The organism is Desulfosporosinus sp., from assembly GCF_014237355.1.
GTDB lineage: Bacteria > Bacillota > Desulfitobacteriia > Desulfitobacteriales > Desulfitobacteriaceae > Desulfosporosinus.
This window is the reverse complement of the sequence record NZ_JABZFS010000021.1, coordinates 25,707-43,776: the sequence shown is the minus strand read 5'-3', so window position 1 is coordinate 43,776 and position 18,070 is coordinate 25,707. Positions and strand designations below refer to the sequence as shown.

The following is an 18,070-nucleotide window of genomic DNA, read 5'->3' as shown; positions in this document are numbered from 1 at the left end:
ACTTCGCACTTCGCACTTCGCACTTCGCACTTCGCACTTCGCAAAAAGGGATGGAGACTATGGATGGATGGTTATTTATCAGGTTAATTCACGCTCTAAGGCAGGTTTCGTTATCGATTTCCTCGCAGGATATTCTTGACGCCCAGACTTGTCTAATTCGATATCCTAGCTTACCTCGTAAACAACTATTAAAATCATTACTGGTTCATCGTCCTCAAGATGTTGGCATCTTCGAGACGGTTTGGAGAATCGTCGTTGAAAGTAATGAATCCTACGAAACAGAGCATCCCCTTGACATAACCTCTAATAAGGACTCAGGTGAACATCAAAATAGTCAAGGCTTTGGAGGGCAAGGAGTAGGGCGAGGATCTGGTGGAATTAGTTTGACTGCAATAGGGGATATTCAGGACCTTTCACGTATTTCTAAATTAGTTCCATTTTCGCGGCTTGAGGAGTTAATAGGAAAAGGGATAGAGTTTGAAGAAGTTGTTAAATCAGCTTTAGCAGAAATCGACTATTATACTTGGGTTAATTCCTTTGATTTAGCCTATCAGCGGGGTACTCTTTCTGAAGACGAGTGGTATACCCATCAGAACACTCGGTCCTCTATCCTACGTGAGATTCGGGAGCAGGTATTAATGACGCAAGTTGGGTTTGATAACAGTTGGGAACCTCTTGTTCGACAGCACTGGATGTTTAAATCATTAAGTTCGTTATCTGAAGAAGAAAAGGAACTTGTCAGGTCAAGTATACGAAAATGGGCACGAAAATTAGCTTTACGGCCAGGCTCACGTTGGAAATCTTACAACAAAGGAACAATAGATATAGCGAGTATCGTTCAGAAAAGTGTTCAGTGGGATGGATTATTTTTGCGATTATGCTATCGACATAAAATGCCTCGTGCTCCTGAATTGGTAGTGCTTTGCGACGTCTCTAATTCCATGGCTTCATTTGTGGAATTTTTAATACATTTGGTAACATGTCTTAGAGCTCGTTTTAGAAAAATAAGAGTCTACTTTTTTATTGATGCAGTTTGGGATGTCACTGAGTTTGTTTGGGATGATGATATAAGTGGAGTGAAACAAGAGATTAAGAGCTGGGGACATAAGGTAAGTTCCGGATTTTCGGATTATGGAGCAGTTTTTAAGGAGCTCGCTAAAACTAAATTTATTGATGTGTCATCAAGAGCGATTCTAATGATACTGGGAGATGGAAAAAACAACTATCGTCCACCTCAATCGGACTATTTTGCCGAAATCTCAGAAAAAGTAGGTAAAGTGTTTTGGTTGAATCCTTTAGAAGTAAAGGAGTGGTTTGAGACAGATAATGTTATGAAAGACTATAAGAGCTATTGTTCTAAAGTCTATCGGTGCCGAACTGCCAGTGACTTACAGAGAATTGTAAAGGATGTTTTCTAAGTAAATAAATGATCAAGTAATTAAATGGATGATTTGTGGATCTCCCGAGCGAGTAATGCCGCGCCTAAAGCTGCTGTAATCACGGGTTCCTGGAATACGAGCAGGGGGTACCCTAGCTGTTTGGTTAACGCATTAACAACTCCACGATTAAGGGCTACTCCTCCTGTAAAAACGATATCCTTTTCTAATCCGGTTCGTCGTGTCATTGAGGCTACTCGGCTGGCTACTGAATCACAAACTCCGGCTAAAATGTCTGATTTTAGCGCCCCTGCTGATACTTGGGAAATTATTTCCGACTCTGCAAAGACAGTACAAAATGACGAAATTTTTGTCGGGTTTTTAGATGAAGACACTAATTCCCCAATTTTAGGCCATTCTACTTCTAGGGCTGAGGCCATTACTTCTAAGAACCGACCCGTGCCTGCAGCACATTTGTCGTTCATGGTAAAGTCTCCAACTCTGCCATTTGGTAATAGTTTGATTACTTTACTGTCTTGTCCCCCAATATCAATTATGGTTCGAGAACTAGGAAACAGATGACTTATTCCTTTAGCTTGACAAGTGATTTCGGATACTTCCCGATCCGCGGGAAAGGTGACGCGCCCATAACCCGTTGCTACCGTGGCACTGATCTTTTGAGGTGTTAGACAGGATTCCGCGAGAAGTTGTTCTTTTAGGCGTGTGGCAACGTCTTTTCCGCTATAGCCTGCGCGGGTTTTTAACTGACCGAGAATTTCTAAACCATCGTTTATGAGAACCACTTTAACTGTAAGAGAACCGATATCTACTCCGACAAAGTATTTTGTCATGAACTCTTTACCTCCTTATGGGGTGTGCGAGGTTCGTTTCGGACCTCGGACCTCGAACTTCGATCATCATAGATCGTCAAATGTCTCTAAAAAAGCCTGAACACGATTGCGGACGGGCTCTTCGGCATAAGCTCTAGGGTCAGCCATGTCCGCCTCGATCATTAATCCTGGAACTCCAGTTTCATGTATTACTTCTTTACGGATCACTTCTTGCACCAATGAATAGGGTTTGCAAGAACGATTTGAGTGCATTACGAAACCATCGGCCTTGAATTCTTTAATAAGGTTAATCAACTGATTGGCTCGATACTTAGGTGAACGGTTAAGAAAAACTTCAGTGTAAGTAGCGGCTAAGCTTTCCAGGGGAGTACCGGGAGCTTGCTCGACAGCCCACCCCCCGCTATAGGTGTCAGTGACAAAACATGCACCTTTTTCGGAAAACATTTTGTAGAAACTAAAGAGTTGAGGCCAGATGGCGATGTTATCCCAGACTAAGCGAATTCGTTCGTTTTCGATGGCACCCTGAGCAAGATCTACTCGCTCTTTGACCTCGTCTCTGAGCTTACGGTAAAAGTTAATTCCCTCATGTGAGCCTCTCAGAACCACAATAGGTGCCATGTTGATAAAGAGATCGGGTGCGTTGAGGGGAGAGGGGCTAGCGCGGCAATACTGGCGGGTTTCTATCCAGAGTGAGGTGATTTCACGGCTCAGGCTCATCTGTTGAGCTAATTTTTTTTCATCGAGTCGCCGATGGGTAATTTTCTCCAAATCTGTGACCATAGCTTTTAATTGTTCCAAGACGTACTCTTTTGCCTGTGTGGTTAGTTCACCTGTAAGAAATGGAGTATCTAGAACCAACAGTGGTACATCAAAATGACGTGCTAATACCTCATACCACTTTAGTACTGTTCCACAAATATTATTGCAGGCTACTAAGAGGTCAGGTTTAGGCATTCCTCCTAAAGGAGCAAGGTCAGGCCTTAGTACTCCGCCAATATTTGACCGGGCATAGGAACAGAGGTCTTGGGAATAACCTGCTGCTTCAGCGACTTCACACAGATTAACCGTTGCGTTACGTGCACTATAGATAGCCGCATATTGTTCTGGATAAGCAGAGTGAATGTTAAAGGCACGTAGGAGTTCCACTGGGGCACCGCTGGTAACCCATGCTAAAGGACGTCGCATGAGTTTGCCCCAGTAACGGTGATAGTTTGTTAAAGCATAATAACGACCCATGGTTTTTTGAAGTGTCTTGCTGCTAACTAGAGGACGGTAATTACGTCGTTTTTCTTGTGACACCTGCATCTTATCTTCTCCTTTACAATCCAGGGCCTTCGAGCAAACTCTCTAAAAAGGCCTGGAGTCTAGTTCTTTCTTGTCCGCCAACATTTGCCCCTTCGAGTTCAAGTGTCAGAGTACGAATGCCGCATCTGCGGAAGCTTTCTGAGAGTGTCACGGCATCCCACGCATGAGGTTCGCAATATTTTCGGACGATGATAATTGCTCCTTGAGCATGTCGTTGTTTAGCTAACGCAGTTAAATATGAAATCCGTTCATTTAGACTGCGGTTTTTACACGGACAGGGGGGCATGTTAGTGTACCTTTGGACGATGTCCAAAAGTAGATTTTCCGATCCGCTTACAGTCACGCCAGAATAGTGGCGATACCCGGTACATGTATCATCGGCAACGACTCTGCCTCCTAATTCTTCGATCATTTCAAAAAGGCTGTTATTTTCTAGTACAGCGCTGCTGACTAGAACGTTTGCTTTGTTGTGGGTTTCTTTTGCCATATCCTTTAATAATGGAAGGCAATTCTCGAGAGCTAGAGCATACTCAGGACGCGGCATTAGCTGTCCGGCTCTGAGTAGAGAAAAAATCAAAGGGGATGGAAGGTTAAAACGAAGTTCATCGAGTTCGGTTACTAGTTTTCGCGTATTCGCACATAAGACTAGGGCAGCTCGAAGGGCTTCGTTTTGGATTTCATGTTTAGTAAGGGCTGTAAGCTCATTCAGAAGTGAACCGAGCTCAGCATGATAGTAGCTTGAAGCCCCTGGGGCATTTAACATAACAGGAGGGACAATGTCAACGGTTATGCTGTTACCGCAGGCTGCCCAGATTCCGCTTAGACACTGCATAGTGTCGCAGGTATGAGTAAACCCGATACCGACAAGGTCGCTCCACTTCTCTCTTACTTCCATGTCTAGGGTTCCCCTGGCAAGAGAACAGCAATAAGCTGGAAGTTCCACTGGAGTGGGGTTCTCCGAATCCGGTAAGAGGCGCAATGGCTCTAGACCTGCTGCTAAAATAAGTTCTTCGGGGAAATATGAGCAAAAATAGCCAAAAAATTTTCTGTTTGGGTAACGAATTAGACGTTTTGCGCCCATTAGAGTCGCTTCTTCAAGAAGTAGTTCCAGTGATTGTCTCGGATCTTTTAGATGATTATTCTCAAACATGAGTGACTCCTCTCCTTATGCTTAAATGTCTTAACTTTACTCCCGAAGGGAGCGCTTTAGAATTTTACCGATAGCTGTCTTAGGAAGTTCTTGGCGAATCTCAACTTGTTCTGGGACTTTATAGGGCAAGAGATGCTTTCGACAAAATGTGATAATATCTCCTTCTTTGACCATGGCACCTTCTCTCAAGGTAATAAACCCCTTGACGAGTTCCCCCTTATAGTCATCCTTGATGCCAATAACGCATGCTTCTCTTACAGCGGGGTGTAGATAGAGGACATCTTCTACTTCGCGTGGATAAACATTGAACCCGCCAGTAATAATCATATCTTTCTTACGGTCTACAATATAAAAATAACCCTCTTCATCCATGTAGCCAATATCACCGGTGTAGAGCCAACCATCTCGGATTGCAGAAGCAGTTTCTTGGGGTTGATTATAGTATCCAAGCATGATCTCCGGACCCCTGAGCACTATTTCTCCAATTTCTTGGGGTGGGAGGATAATTTTCCCGGTCTCAATATCCCTCACCTGCATAATAACATCAGCAAAAGGTATACCAATGCTGCCTGTCTTATTTACGCCACGATAGGGATTGGCACAAAGCGCTGTAACGGCTTCAGTAAGTCCATATCCTTCCATCAGTCGACTTTCTGTGAGTTTTTCAAACTGGCGTTTGACTTCAGGAGCTAAAGGGGCTGCACCGACAAAACAACCACGTAGAGATGAAAGGTTATACCGCACTAGGTTTGGATGGTTAATGAGGCCTATATACATGGTAGGTACTCCAGCAAAGAGAGTAGGCTGGAAGCGGTGAATTCCTTTGAGAATGTCATCTACATTGAAACGCGGAATAAGGACACAAGAAGATCCTGAAATCAGAGGTGCATTCATACAGACTGACATACCAAAGCCATGAAATATGGGGAGAACTGCTAATAAACGGTCGTCTTCTTGCATTTGGACCCAAGCAGCTCCTTGGGTTGCGTTGGCAACTAGGGCTTGATGTGAAAGCATGACTCCTTTGGGTTTGCCAGTAGTTCCTCCTGTATATATTAGCAACGCTATATCTCGGATAATATCAATAGTTGTTGGGATTAAAGGCTGAGATTCTTCTTTAAGCAGTGGTTTAAACCACTTGCAATGAGGTAAGCGAGTTTTCGTCTCATCGGAGAATGTTCGAGAAAATGGATAAAGAATCTTCAGTGGAACAGGCATAAATTCGTTTAAAGCAGTATAAAAAGTATGCTCTAAGATATGGTGTTCACCTGAATTGTGACAAGTATCGCGAACATTCTCCAAACGTCCTGCTAAGAGATCCAAGCCAATAACAACTCTGACCTGGCCATCACGGAAAATATGGAGGAGCTCAGATTCTGTACTTAGGGGATTAATCGGTACTACTACAGCGCCGATACTTAAAATAGCAAAATAACTTATTACATATTGAGGACAGTTTGGTAAAAGAAGTGCAATTCGGTCCCCTTGTTGAATGTCGATCCCCTGTAAAGCCGTAGCTAAATTGTTTACATAGTGACCCAGTTGTCTATAACAAATGTTTTTGCCGAAAAAAACTAAAGCTATAGCCTCAGCGTGCTCTTCGACACTTTTACGGAATAATTCATCTAGAGAGACGGTAGGGTACTTAAGTGTTATTGGAACTTCAGAGTCATAATGTTTGGTCCAAGGAAGAAATGGTTTATGGGGTGTAATGTTATTCAATTAATTGCCCTCCTTGCACATAATTTTAACTTTACCTATTAAGAGAATTTTAATTTTCTGACAAGACAGAAAATTAATACTAATTGTATTCATGAATAGCTATTCAATGCGTGTTATGTTCTTAAAAGCGCATTTAATGTTAATTATAAAAAAGTAATTAGTTTAAGGAGGATAATCGTTTTTTTTGGAGAATACTAATATTCATAGTCAATAAAATGAATGGAGGCTAACTAATGACAAACCTAAGAGAGCTTTATGTATGTGGCATTTGCGGAAATGTTATTGAGGTTGTTCATACGGGAGCATCTTCATTGGTCTGCTGTAACAAACCTATGGATAAACTTGAGGCAGGGACGAAAGATGCTAGTTTAGAAAAGCATGTACCCGTTATTGAAGAAGCAGATGGGGGGATCAAAGTCAAAGTTGGAAGTATAGCTCATCCAATGGAAGAAAAACATTTTATTCGATTTATCGAAGTTTTAACGAAGGGTCAAGTTCTCAGGGCTGAGTTAGAACCGGGTCAAATACCCGAAGCCTTTTTCTTAGTTAAAGCAGATAACGTTGTTGAGGTTAGAGAGTACTGCAACATTCATGGTCTCTGGAAGACCATGATGTAATAATTGAAAAAGAGAGATAGGCAGGATAAAATCCTGCCTATCTCTTATATAGGGCTTGACACTCTAAACTTGATATCCTATAGTTTTTTCTAATGGGTGAAGAAGGGAGAAAATGCATTAATGACACTTAATAAAGAGGATATGATGATTGGCTTTGTTGGCACAGGAGTTATGGGGAGGAGTATGGCAGCTAATTTAATGAGGGCAGGTTATCAAGTAGCTGTATATAACCGAACTAAGGCTAGTGCTGAGGATTTGATTAATATGGGAGCGGTATGGCAAGATACTATCGCTGAATTGGCTGGGCGATGTAAGGTTGTCATCTCCATGGTTGGTTATCCAAAAGATGTTGAAGAAGTTTACTTCGGGCCAGATGGGATTATAAAGCATGCTAAGGGTGGAAGTTATTTAATAGATATGACAACTTCGGCACCAGAGCTGGCAAAGAGGATTTATAAAGAAGCACAGTCACTAGGGTTGTTTGCACTTGATGCACCCGTTTCAGGTGGGGACGTAGGAGCAAAAGAAGCTCGGTTGGCAATAATGGTGGGCGGAGACGAAGAAGTGTTTAATGCAATGCTTCCTGTTTTTAATTGCCTTGGTAAGAATATTATTTTACAAGGGAACTCAGGGGCAGGACAATACACTAAAATGTGTAACCAAATTGCTATAGCTTCAAATATGATTGGGGTATGTGAAGCCATGGCCTATGCTAATAGGGCTGGCCTGAAACCGGAGAATGTTTTAAAGAGTATTGAAACAGGAGCGGCCGCAAGTTTTTCTTTAAGTAACTTGGCTCCTCGTATGTTAGCTAATAATTTTGCTCCTGGTTTCTACGTTAAGCACTTTATAAAGGATATGACGATTGCCCTAGATTCTGCGCAACAAATGGGACTTCTTACCCCTGGCTTAGAATTGGCAAAGACGCTATATGAGAGATTAGCTGATCAAGGGGAAGAAAACAGCGGTACGCAAGCCTTATATAAGCTCTATTTGGAAAGCAAGAGCTAATTAGTGACTGCATAATAAAGGAGAGTTAAACCAACATCGGTGTAACTCTCTTTTATTGTTCCAAGATCATATGAAGTTTTTCTATCGCAAATTTTTGGTTTAAACGATAATAATTCTGCTCTAGAAGGAATTCGAGGGGAGAATGTAGAAGATATTGAAGATATTAGGTAACTCTGGACTGAAATGGAAAACTATTAGACTTTTTTGGGTAATCGGGCCTTTTTAGTAGTGATAAATACCAAATAGGGTCTTAAGCCCATTGTAATTGAGGGCTTAATCACCTACAAGGTCAAAAGTTTAGATGTATCTTCAGGGGTATTCTGCATATTCTATTAAATCTGAACCAATTGTGAGTAATTTTTCCATGTTTGCCATACGATTTATTAATTATCGCCATATTGACTTATTACGACCAGAGTGCTAGTCTTATTTTGGAAGTAAAAATTTTTTTAATATAGTTTGTGCATTTTGTTACGTTTAATCTGAATACATATAAATAGGTGTAGACAAGTTCTTAATTATATATGTGAAAGAAATCATATTCCCTTGAGGTTATGATGAAGTTGAAGACTTCTATTCATATCGTCAATTAGCCATAGTATCCTATATATTCCCCAAAGTACTATAGAAAGCAAATATCTCCTATTTAAAATAGGAGGAATGCTATAAGGTTGGTCAAGGGATCCTTGTCCAACTGACTCGGTGAATTCCGAGAGTTTTATTGACATATAAGGGAGGTAGAAGGATGGCGCATAAGAGTATTTTGGTGGTCGGAGGGGGAGTAAGCGGACTTACAGCCGCTGTTGAAGCTTCCGAAGCAGGAAGTGAGGTCTATCTGGTTGAACAGAAATCCTACCTAGGTGGTAGAGTGGCCCAGATGAACCAGTATTTTCCGAAGTTGTGCCCCCCGAACTGCGGGTTGGAGATTAATTTTAAACGGATTAAGCAAAATCCCCGGATCAAATTCTTCACTTTAGCTGAAATCGAAAAGATAAACGGTGTAGAAGGAGATTATACAGTAACAGTAAAATTAAATCCCCGTTATGTAAATCAGAACTGCACAGCTTGCGGTAAGTGTTCCGAAGTATGTCCTGCAGAAAGGTCTAACGAATTTAATTACGGAATGGATAAAACAAAAGCTGCTTATAAGGCTCATGAGTTCGCTTTCCCAATGAAGTATGTTATAGACGGTGAGGCGTGTTTAGGAGCAGAATGCGGAAAATGTGTTGCCGCATGTCAGTACGGTGCTATTGAATTAGATATGGCGGCAAAAAGCTTTGATTTGAATGTTGGATCAATCGTTTGGTCTACGGGTTGGGAACCCTATGATGCCACGAAGGTTGATTATTATGGTTTTGGGAAACACCAAAATGTTATTACGAACGTTATGATGGAGCGTTTGGCTGCTTCAAATGGACCTACTGCTGGAAAAATTGTTCGGCCATCCGATGGAAAAGAAGTTAAAACCATTGCTTTTGTTCAATGTGCTGGTTCCCGTGACGAAAATCATCTGCCCTATTGTTCTGGAGTTTGCTGTATGGCTTCGCTAAAACAAGCAACCTACGTCAAAGCAATGTATCCGGATTCAAAGGTTTATATGTTTTATATAGATGTCAGAGCGATGGGTAAACACGAAGAGTTTTATACCAAAGTTCAAGATGACATCACTATGATCAAAGGAAAAGTTGGCGAAATCTCTGAAGATCCAGAGACTAAAGATGTAATTGTTCAAGTAGAAAATCAGTTAACTGGCGAGATCATGAAGGAAACTGTTGACATGGTTGTGTTAGCTACAGGAATGGTACCAGCTACTTCGAATGTACCGGATGCAATAGCCTATGATGAGGATGGCTTCGTTGTTTCCGATCCACAACAACTAGGGATTTATGGCGCAGGATGTGTTAAGAAGCCGTTAGATGTTTCCTCATCGGTTAAAGATTCTACTTCTGCAGCGCTTAAGGCCATTCAATCTACGGTGAGGAGGTAGCCCAATGGATAAAAAAACAGGTGTTTATATCTGCACTGGCTGTAGTATCGGAGAATCTCTGAAAGTAGAGAGCCTGTCCAAGGTTGCCACCAAGGAAGGCAAGGTTCCGGTTTGTAAAACACACCCCTTTCTCTGTGGTGCAGAAGGGGTTGCATTAATAAAGAATGACATTGAAGCTGAGGGTGTTAATACAGTTCTTATAGCTGCTTGCTCACCCCGTGTTAATTATGATGTCTTTGAATTTGACGGTTCAGTAATCATGGAAAGGGTCAATATCAGAGAACAGGTCATTTGGAGTCAACCAGCTAATGACGAGGATACCCAGATGATGGCTGAGGATTATCTGAGAATGGGCCTTGCTAAAGTGAAGCATATCGATCTGCCGGTGCCTTACCAAGGTGTTGATATGGTCAAGACCCTCCTAGTAGTAGGTGGAGGCTTGACAGGTATGAGTGCCGCTTTAGAAGCTGCAAAAGCAGGGTATAAAGCAGTTCTAGTTGAAAAAAGCCCCGTTCTTGGAGGCTGGATGAACGGCTTGTTTAAGCAAGCTCCCCGGAAAGCGCCTTTTACAACCCCTGAAGAGGTTGACATAGCTGAATTGGTTAAACAGGTTGAAGATCATTCAGACATTACCGTCTACACTAGCGCAGAAATACAAGAAATTGCTGGTGCCCCAGGTATGTTCGATGCATCGATCAGTCAAAATGGCGCTACAGTTAAGGAAAGAGTCGGTTCTGTGGTTCTCGCTACAGGCGCTGTCCCTTATGATCCCACAAAATTAGACTATCTTGGTTATGGTAAATATGAGAATGTTATTACATCACAACAAATGGAGGAACTGGCTTCTAAGGGCAAGATTGTTCGCCCAGACGGAAAAGAAGTACAGAGTATTGCCTTTATCCAATGCGCTGGCTCACGGGATCCTGAACATTTACCCTATTGCTCTGCAACCTGTTGTGTAGAGTCTTTAAAACAGGCGTCTTATCTAAAGGAGCAGAATCCAGAAGCTAACGTATTTGTTTTCTACAAAGATATGCGGGCTGCTGGTCAGTACGAACGTCTCTATCAACAAGTGCAAAAAGATGGAGGTATCTTCGTTCGAGGAGAAATTAAGGGTATTACCGAAGATGGGGATAAGAATCTGCTCATCGAAGCAACCGATGTTCTATCTGGAGCAACGATTGCGACTGAAGGCGTAGATATGGTGGTTTTAGCCAATGGTATGGTTCCTACGACAGCTTTTGGTGAGGATATAGCTGCCAAGGCTGACACTGAAGAAGATGCAAAAGAAGATGATGGTCCGAAGCCGGAAATTATTCGCAAGTCCAATCTCCTGAATCTTGCCTATCGTCAAGGTCCAGAGATGCCAACATTAAAATATGGTTATGCAGATTCTCATTTTATCTGCTTCCCATATGAAACTCGACGTACAGGAATTTATGCAGCTGGTAGCGTCAGAGCTCCGATGGATGAGTTATCCTCCGTTGAAGATGCTACTGGAGCAGCGTTAAAGGCTATTCAATGTATGGAATCAAGCGCCAAAGGCGTGGCTGTACATCCTCGTGTAGGGGATATGTCTTTCCCGGATTTCGCAATGTCAAGATGTACCCAATGCAAACGTTGTACAGTGGAATGTCCCTTCGGTGCGATTAACGAAGATGATAAATTTAATCCGTTGCCAAATCCTACACGTTGCCGCAGATGTGGAATCTGCATGGGAGCTTGTCCAGAACGGATTATCTCGTTTAAAAACTACTCAGTACCTATGATTGGTAATCTTATTAAGTCAATCGAAGTCCCTGATGAAGATGAAGAAAAACCAAGAATCCTGATCTTTGCTTGTGAAAATGATGCTTACCCAGCTTTGGATATGGCTGGTATCAATCGGCTGAATTATAATGCATGGGTTCGTGTTATCCCACTTAGATGCCTTGGTTCATTGAGCTTAGTCTGGATCGCTGATTCAATGTCACAGGGAATTGATGGGATCTTCCTACTTGGCTGTAAGCATGGCGATGATTATCAATGCCACTTCATTAAAGGTAGTGAGTTAGCCGAAATCAGATTATCAAAAGTATCAGAGACCTTAAACAGGTTGGATCTGGACTCTGAACGTGTGCGAATGGATCAAGTCTCTATTACGGATTATGACAAGATACCCGCAATGTTAGATGACTTTGCTGAAAAACTGAATGAGCTGGGCCCCAACCCCTACAAAGGGTTCTAAGTAGACCCCTCCTACCATTAGATAGCAAAGGAGCAGTATTATGGATGAAATAAAAGAAGTTTCTCTGGAGATGAGAGAATATATTATTTCTTCAGGGGCGGAAACGCTCAACTGGTGTATGCAGTGCGGTCTCTGCACCAATCTATGTCCTTATCGACAGGTCCCAGGTGAGCTAAGCGAAGTGTTTAATATCCGAAAAATGCAACGTCAAGGTCAGTTGGGTTTAGAAGGTTTTGATGATGAGAGTGTGCTTTTTGCCTGTGTTACCTGTGGTATGTGCCAATCCAATTGTCCAAGAAGCGTAGAAATCATTAAAAATGTACGTTCTATGCGTAATACCATCGTTGGAGCCGGCATCTTACCGGGGCATTTACGTCCGGTTGCAGGAAGTCTTCATGCTAATGGTAACCCATGGACTGGGCCTTCCGAGAAGAGAGCTGATTGGCTTGAAGGTTTGAATGTCCCAGCATATTCGGAAGACACTGAGTATCTGCTTTATGTCTGCTGTACTTCATGTTATGACACTCGCAGCCAAAAAATCGCTAAGAGCGTCGTAAAACTCTTGCAAAAAGCTGGAGTTAGTTTCGGAGTACTCACAGGTGAAGAGAAGTGTTGTGGTGAAACCATACGTAAAATCGGGGATGAAGAACTCTTCGCGAAACTCGCTGAATCAAATATCAAGCTGTTTAATGGAAAAGGCGTGAAAAAGATTATCACGACTTCACCACACTGCCTCTATACCTTTAAACAGGATTACCCCGAACTAGGTGGAGAGTATGAAGTTATGCATTATGCTGAACTTCTAAGCAGTCTTTTAAAAGACGGAAGGCTATCTTTACCAGGTGAATTAGCTAAAAAGGTCACGTTCCATGATCCTTGTTACTTAGGGCGGCACAATTTGGTTTACGATGCTCCAAGAGAACTTCTAGAAGCAGTTCCAGGGGTAGAGTTTGTAGAATTAGATCGCGCTAAGAATAAGAGTCTTTGTTGCTCTGGCGGTGGCGGACGGATTTGGGCGGAGGTGCCCTTTGGGGAGCGCTTCGGCGAGCTGCGAATCAATGACGCAGTTAAACAAAATGCGGATGTTATAGTTACAGCTTGCCCTTACTGCATCACAATGCTGGATGATGCCTGTGCTGGATTAGAAAAGGGCGATGTCCTAAAAGTTATGGAAATGTCAGAATTCCTCTGTGAATCGCTTGAGAAGTAAACGCGTGGAAATTCTGAGTAAATATTGATGTTAAACTAACCCCAGGCTAAAAGTAAATGAAAAAGTTCAGATGGCTTATAGCTATGGGGTTAGTTAACTGATATGGTGAAAAAAGACTCAAAGTGTAAGTGAAAGGGGGGATGCCAGAAACTCTGTTTATATAGTGTCTCTTCCGACAGAATTGTTGTTGGTGATGGGCAGGATAAACACTTGTTTCTGTAGTAGACTCACATTCATTATAAAAATTAAGGAGGATTAGACGATGTCAAAACTAGTACCACCCCATGGTGGAAAGTTAACACCGGTATTACTTCCTGAATCACAAAGAGCGGATGCTTTAGCAAAAGCTAAAACATTACCAGTGATTCGCATGACTTCCAGAGAAACATCTGACCTATTGATGATTGGAATGGGTGCATTCAGCCCATTAACAGGTTTCATGGGCAAAGCCAATTATGAGAGTGTTGTTGAAACAAAACACTTAACCAATGGCTTGGCATGGCCTCTCCCAATTACCGTTTCTGTCACACGCGAACAATCTGAAGCTATCAAAATTGGCATGGAAGTAGCTTTAGTCGATGATGAAACAGATACTTACTGCGGTATTTTAACGGTTAGTGATAAATATGAGTATGACAAAGTCAAAGAGTGCAAAGCAGTATTCTTTACTGATGACCCAGAACATGATGGTGTCAAAAAAGTTATGGCTCAAGGAGACGTCAACGTTGGCGGTGAGTTAGTAACATTTAGTCAACTCGGCTACGCTTCAAAATACGGTGACTACTATGCTACACCAGCGCAAACCAGAGCGATCTTCGACGAAAAAGGCTGGGCAACTGTTGCAGCTTTCCAAACTCGTAATCCATTACACCGTTCGCATGAGTTCCTTTGCAAAATGGGAAATGAAGTCTGTGATGGACTATTCATTCACCCAATCGTAGGAAAACTAAAATCAGGCGATATCCCTGCTGAAACTCGTCTAGAATGCTACGAAGTTCTTATGAAGAACTATTTCAATGAGAAAAATGTTGTGATGAAAGTTTATCCGATGGAAATGCGTTATGCAGGACCTAGCGAAGCAATTCTTCACGCTATTTTCCGTCAAAACTTCGGATGCAGCCATATTCTTGTAGGCCGTGACCATGCTGGTGTAGGCGACTACTATACAGCATATCAAGCACAAGAAATCTTCGAAACCTTTAAACCAGGTGAAATCCTTTGCCAACCTCTAAAAGTGACAGCAGCTATGTATTGCAATAAGTGCGAAGGCATGACTACTGAAAAAACTTGCCCACACGGTAAAGAAGATCATCTGAAAATCAGTGGCACGAAGCTAAGAGCAATGTTGGCAGCTGGTGAAGTACCACCTAGCAACTTCAGTCGTAAAGAAGTACTGGAAATTCTTCTTAAATATTACTCCTCAAAATAAAAAACTTTGGTTTGAAAATTAAACAAGAGAATCATTCTTAAGTTTAGTTTCAAAAATATATGAATGATGGAGGTTAAACGAATGCCAAGTTTTGTAATGCAGGAAAAGTGTGACGGATGTAAAGGGCAAGACAAAACAGCTTGCATGTATGCATGCCCAAATGACCTGATGTTGTTAGACAAAGAAAGAATGAAGGCTGTAAACCTTGATCCTAGTCAATGCTGGGAGTGCCTATGCTGTGTTAAGGCTTGCCCACAACAGGCTATGGACGTTCGCGGATATGCTGACTTTGTTCCACTAGGCGCTTCTTGCGTACCTCTTCGTAGTTCCGACAGCATTATGTGGACAGTTAAATTCCGTAATGGCATGACCAAACGCTTTAAATTCCCAATTCGTACAACCGAAGAAGGTTCCGCAGTACCTGATGCTGGTTATGAAGTCACCACTGACATCAACAGCTACGAACTGTATACCGAACCTGCTTCAATGCATATGCCAGTTTGGACTTATAAGAAGTAAGCTCTTGTAAAAAGGGAATAAATAGGGAGGTTAAAATCAATGCCAATGAACTTTGAAACAGTAGAAATAACAACCGACCTTCTCATCATTGGAGGCGGAATGGGGTCCTGTGGTGCAGCAGTTGAAGCAGCATATTGGGGCAAAAAACATGGACTCAAAGTAACCTTAGTTGATAAAGCATCAATGCCACGTTCCGGTGCAGTTGGAATGGGATTGTCTGCTATTAACCTATATGTAGGACTTGCAAAAGGCAAAAACACCGTTGAAGACTATGTTAGATACGTAAAAAATGACATGATGGGGATTGCCCGTGATGACTTAGTCGCTAACATTGCACGTCACGTTGATAGCTCAGTTCATATGTTTGAAAAATGGGGACTTCCTTTATGGAAAGACGAAGATGGCGGATATGTTCATGAAGGTAAATGGCAATTAATGATCAGCGGTGAGTCCTATAAAGTTATCGTTGCTGAAGCAGCTAAGAACGCTTTAGGCGAAGAGAACATTTATGAGAGAGTTTTCATCACCGAGCCACTATTAAAAGATGGTAAATGCGTAGGAGCCGTTGGATTTAGCGTTCGTGAGAACAAAATCTATGTCTTCAAAGCAAAAGCTACACTCTGTGCTATGGGTGGTACAGTAGGAGTATTTAAACCAAAATCCACTGGTGAGGGCGCTGGCCGTTCTTGGTATCCTCCCTTCTCCACAGGTTCTTCCGCATACTTCACCATGAAGGCCGGAGCTGAAATGACCTGTCAAGAAGTTCGTTTCGTTCCTATTCGTTTTAAAGACGCTTATGGCCCTGTTGGAGCTTGGTTCTTACTCTTCAAATCCCGTGCAACCAACGCATTGGGCGAAAACTACATGGAAACCCGTGCAGATGAACTTAAAAACTGGGGTAAATACGGATCAGCTAAGCCGATCCCAGCTAACCTACGTAACTACCTTGGCTTGATGGACATCAAAGAAGGCAAAGGACCTCTCTACATGCGGACTGAGGAAGCAATCGCTAACTTGGCCAAGAAGTATGAAGATGATGCTAAAGCCTTTAAGAAAAAGATGAAAGAGCTCGAAAATGAAGCTTGGGAAGACTTCCTCGATATGACGATTGCACAAGCGTTACTATGGGCTGCAACTAACGTTGAGCCAGAAGTTAGATCTTCTGAAATCGCAGCTACCGAGCCATACTTCATCAGTTCTCACTCTGGATCCTCTGGTGCTTGGGTATCCGGTCCGGAAGACCTTTCCGCTGGAACAGACTATTTCTGGGGTTATGCTCAAATGACCACAGTACCTGCACTCTTTGCAGCCGGAGACGCCACCGGAGCCTGCCCTCACAAGTTCTCCTCAGGAACCCATGCTGAAGGACGTATCGCAGCTAAATCAGCTATCAAGTATATCTTAGAGAACAACACACTGATTGAACCAGATCAAGCGGATATTGATGCAGTAAAAGCTGAGATTGTTAAGCCACTCGAAATTTTCGAAGCTCATAAAGACTTCAGCACAGATGTTGAAGTAAATCCCAACTACATTATGCCTAAGCAGTTCATGTATCGCTTACAAAAGCTCATGGATGAGTATGTTGGCGGAGCTAACGTATTTTTCAACATGAGCGAATCTTCCTTGACTCGTGCAGCAGAACTGTTCGAATTCATGAAAGAGGACTCCCAAAAATTAGCTGCTAGAGATCTCTATGAACTCTTGAGAGCTTGGGAAAATAAACACAGATTATGGCAAGCTGAATCTCACCTTCGCGCCGTAACCTTCCGTGAAGAAACACGTTGGCCTGGATACTACTTCAGAACAGATAAGCCAACCCTTGACGAAGAGAACTGGCACTGCTTTGTTAACATGAAGTGGGATCCAAACACAAATGAATGGTCAGTATTCAAAAAGCCTGTCATTGATATGTTTGGCGTTGAGTAAGACTAATTCAGTCAGTTACTAAGATAGATATTAAATATCTTCTATTTTAGACTGATTACAAGAGGGGATGGGTACAGATTCTTGAAGAATGTCGGAATTTGTATTCATCCCCATTGTATTAAGTAATAATCTAATTCTTCCTTTAATATTTTGTGATAATCAGTTATAATTTATTATCTGGGGAACTAATTTCGTCGAACTAATTTAAAGGAGGAAACATTGTGGATCAAGAAGATGAACTTATGCAAAAGAGTATTGAACTTGGTAAAGCAATTGCTCAAACAGATATCTACAAAGAATTTAAAAAGGCTGAATATCTCCTCTTTCAAGATGCAGAAGCTCGAAAGTTAGTAGAGGATCTACAAAAATTAAAGCATGAACAGCGCGGAAAAGTTATGGCTGGGATAGAGTTGACTAAAGAAGATCAAGAACAACTTAAAGAATTGGAACAATCATGTATCCGAAATCGTCAAGTATTGGCTTCGAACGAAGCTAATACAAGGTTCCAAGACTTTATGGAGAAAATATCTGGAAGCATTAAAACTGGTATTAAAAGCGTCGATAAATAAACATTAATATAACTTATCCCAAAAAACAGGTATACTGGAACCTATGGCTAGAGAATGCGTTGGCCTCGGAGGGAATAAAGCCCAATTAATGACACACCTGATGAGCCTGTAACATATTTTTAGATAATGGCAATACATCACACTTTTCCTTCATGTGTGACTGTATTG

At 42.0% G+C, this 18,070-nt stretch carries 14 protein-coding genes; 10 read left to right on the top strand and 4 right to left on the bottom strand.

Going from position 1 to position 18,070, the window contains the following annotated elements; all coding sequences use genetic code 11:
- Positions 1 to 59 precede the first annotated feature (59 nt).
- Positions 60 to 1,418, top strand: coding sequence for a VWA domain-containing protein (locus HGJ98_RS05150; RefSeq protein ID WP_291349989.1), 1,359 nt, complete (start codon positions 60 to 62; stop codon positions 1,416 to 1,418).
- 20 nt (positions 1,419 to 1,438) lie between these two features.
- On the opposite strand, the gene HGJ98_RS05145 is transcribed toward HGJ98_RS05150, so the two are convergent.
- From HGJ98_RS05145 to HGJ98_RS05130, 4 genes are all read right to left on the bottom strand, one after another.
- The gene (locus HGJ98_RS05145) at positions 1,439 to 2,227 is read right to left on the bottom strand and encodes an acyl-CoA dehydratase activase (protein ID WP_291349988.1); all 789 of its coding nucleotides are present in this window, start codon (positions 2,225 to 2,227) and stop codon (positions 1,439 to 1,441) included.
- A gap of 66 nt (positions 2,228 to 2,293) precedes the next feature.
- Positions 2,294 to 3,532 (bottom strand): 2-hydroxyacyl-CoA dehydratase subunit D, encoded by a 1,239-nt coding sequence (locus HGJ98_RS05140; RefSeq protein WP_291349987.1) that lies wholly within the window; start codon positions 3,530 to 3,532, stop codon positions 2,294 to 2,296.
- Positions 3,533 to 3,545: 13 nt separating this feature from the next.
- Positions 3,546 to 4,682 carry a 2-hydroxyacyl-CoA dehydratase subunit D gene (locus HGJ98_RS05135; RefSeq protein ID WP_291349986.1) on the bottom strand — a complete coding sequence of 379 codons (1,137 nt, stop codon included), beginning with the start codon at positions 4,680 to 4,682 and terminating at the stop codon, positions 3,546 to 3,548.
- Between the two features lie 36 nt (positions 4,683 to 4,718).
- Positions 4,719 to 6,404 (bottom strand): long-chain fatty acid--CoA ligase, encoded by a 1,686-nt coding sequence (locus tag HGJ98_RS05130; RefSeq protein ID WP_291349985.1) that lies wholly within the window; start codon positions 6,402 to 6,404, stop codon positions 4,719 to 4,721.
- Positions 6,405 to 6,637: 233 nt separating this feature from the next.
- On the opposite strand from HGJ98_RS05130, the gene HGJ98_RS05125 reads away from it, so the two are divergent.
- The 9 genes from HGJ98_RS05125 to HGJ98_RS05085 all read left to right on the top strand — a co-directional run bounded on the left by HGJ98_RS05125 (position 6,638) and on the right by HGJ98_RS05085 (position 17,902).
- Positions 6,638 to 7,021, top strand: coding sequence for a desulfoferrodoxin (locus tag HGJ98_RS05125; RefSeq protein WP_291349984.1), 384 nt, complete (start codon positions 6,638 to 6,640; stop codon positions 7,019 to 7,021).
- 120 nt (positions 7,022 to 7,141) lie between these two features.
- Positions 7,142 to 8,032 (top strand): NAD(P)-dependent oxidoreductase, encoded by an 891-nt coding sequence (locus tag HGJ98_RS05120; protein ID WP_291349983.1) that lies wholly within the window; start codon positions 7,142 to 7,144, stop codon positions 8,030 to 8,032.
- Positions 8,033 to 8,777: 745 nt separating this feature from the next.
- The gene (locus HGJ98_RS05115; RefSeq protein ID WP_291349982.1) at positions 8,778 to 10,019 is read left to right on the top strand and encodes a CoB--CoM heterodisulfide reductase iron-sulfur subunit A family protein; all 1,242 of its coding nucleotides are present in this window, start codon (positions 8,778 to 8,780) and stop codon (positions 10,017 to 10,019) included.
- A gap of 4 nt (positions 10,020 to 10,023) precedes the next feature.
- Complete coding sequence (locus tag HGJ98_RS05110) at positions 10,024 to 12,246, top strand: hydrogenase iron-sulfur subunit (RefSeq protein ID WP_291349981.1); 2,223 nt, start codon at positions 10,024 to 10,026, stop codon at positions 12,244 to 12,246.
- 40 nt (positions 12,247 to 12,286) lie between these two features.
- Positions 12,287 to 13,456, top strand: a complete 1,170-nt coding sequence (locus HGJ98_RS05105; protein ID WP_291349980.1) for a (Fe-S)-binding protein — start codon at positions 12,287 to 12,289, stop codon at positions 13,454 to 13,456.
- A gap of 262 nt (positions 13,457 to 13,718) precedes the next feature.
- Positions 13,719 to 14,885: a sulfate adenylyltransferase gene (sat, locus tag HGJ98_RS05100; RefSeq protein WP_291349979.1), complete on the top strand. Its 1,167-nt coding sequence runs from the start codon at positions 13,719 to 13,721 to the stop codon at positions 14,883 to 14,885.
- An 81-nt stretch (positions 14,886 to 14,966) separates the two neighbouring features.
- The gene (gene aprB, locus HGJ98_RS05095) at positions 14,967 to 15,404 is read left to right on the top strand and encodes an adenylyl-sulfate reductase subunit beta (protein WP_291349978.1); all 438 of its coding nucleotides are present in this window, start codon (positions 14,967 to 14,969) and stop codon (positions 15,402 to 15,404) included.
- A gap of 39 nt (positions 15,405 to 15,443) precedes the next feature.
- The gene (gene aprA / locus HGJ98_RS05090) at positions 15,444 to 17,333 is read left to right on the top strand and encodes an adenylyl-sulfate reductase subunit alpha (RefSeq protein WP_291349977.1); all 1,890 of its coding nucleotides are present in this window, start codon (positions 15,444 to 15,446) and stop codon (positions 17,331 to 17,333) included.
- A 221-nt stretch (positions 17,334 to 17,554) separates the two neighbouring features.
- The gene (locus HGJ98_RS05085; protein WP_291349976.1) at positions 17,555 to 17,902 is read left to right on the top strand and encodes a YlbF family regulator; all 348 of its coding nucleotides are present in this window, start codon (positions 17,555 to 17,557) and stop codon (positions 17,900 to 17,902) included.
- The last annotated feature ends 168 nt before the right edge of the window (positions 17,903 to 18,070 follow it).

Coding starts and splice junctions, on each gene's coding strand:
- sat (WP_291349979.1), top strand. CDS start 13,719: ATGTCAAAACTAGTACCACCCCATGGTGGAAAGTTAACACCGGTATTA.
- aprA (WP_291349977.1), top strand. CDS start 15,444: ATGCCAATGAACTTTGAAACAGTAGAAATAACAACCGACCTTCTCATC.
- HGJ98_RS05140 (WP_291349987.1), bottom strand. CDS start 3,532: ATGCAGGTGTCACAAGAAAAACGACGTAATTACCGTCCTCTAGTTAGC.
- HGJ98_RS05105 (WP_291349980.1), top strand. CDS start 12,287: ATGGATGAAATAAAAGAAGTTTCTCTGGAGATGAGAGAATATATTATT.
- HGJ98_RS05150 (WP_291349989.1), top strand. CDS start 60: ATGGATGGATGGTTATTTATCAGGTTAATTCACGCTCTAAGGCAGGTT.
- aprB (WP_291349978.1), top strand. CDS start 14,967: ATGCCAAGTTTTGTAATGCAGGAAAAGTGTGACGGATGTAAAGGGCAA.
- HGJ98_RS05125 (WP_291349984.1), top strand. CDS start 6,638: ATGACAAACCTAAGAGAGCTTTATGTATGTGGCATTTGCGGAAATGTT.
- HGJ98_RS05115 (WP_291349982.1), top strand. CDS start 8,778: ATGGCGCATAAGAGTATTTTGGTGGTCGGAGGGGGAGTAAGCGGACTT.
- HGJ98_RS05110 (WP_291349981.1), top strand. CDS start 10,024: ATGGATAAAAAAACAGGTGTTTATATCTGCACTGGCTGTAGTATCGGA.
- HGJ98_RS05145 (WP_291349988.1), bottom strand. CDS start 2,227: ATGACAAAATACTTTGTCGGAGTAGATATCGGTTCTCTTACAGTTAAA.
- HGJ98_RS05135 (WP_291349986.1), bottom strand. CDS start 4,682: ATGTTTGAGAATAATCATCTAAAAGATCCGAGACAATCACTGGAACTA.
- HGJ98_RS05120 (WP_291349983.1), top strand. CDS start 7,142: ATGACACTTAATAAAGAGGATATGATGATTGGCTTTGTTGGCACAGGA.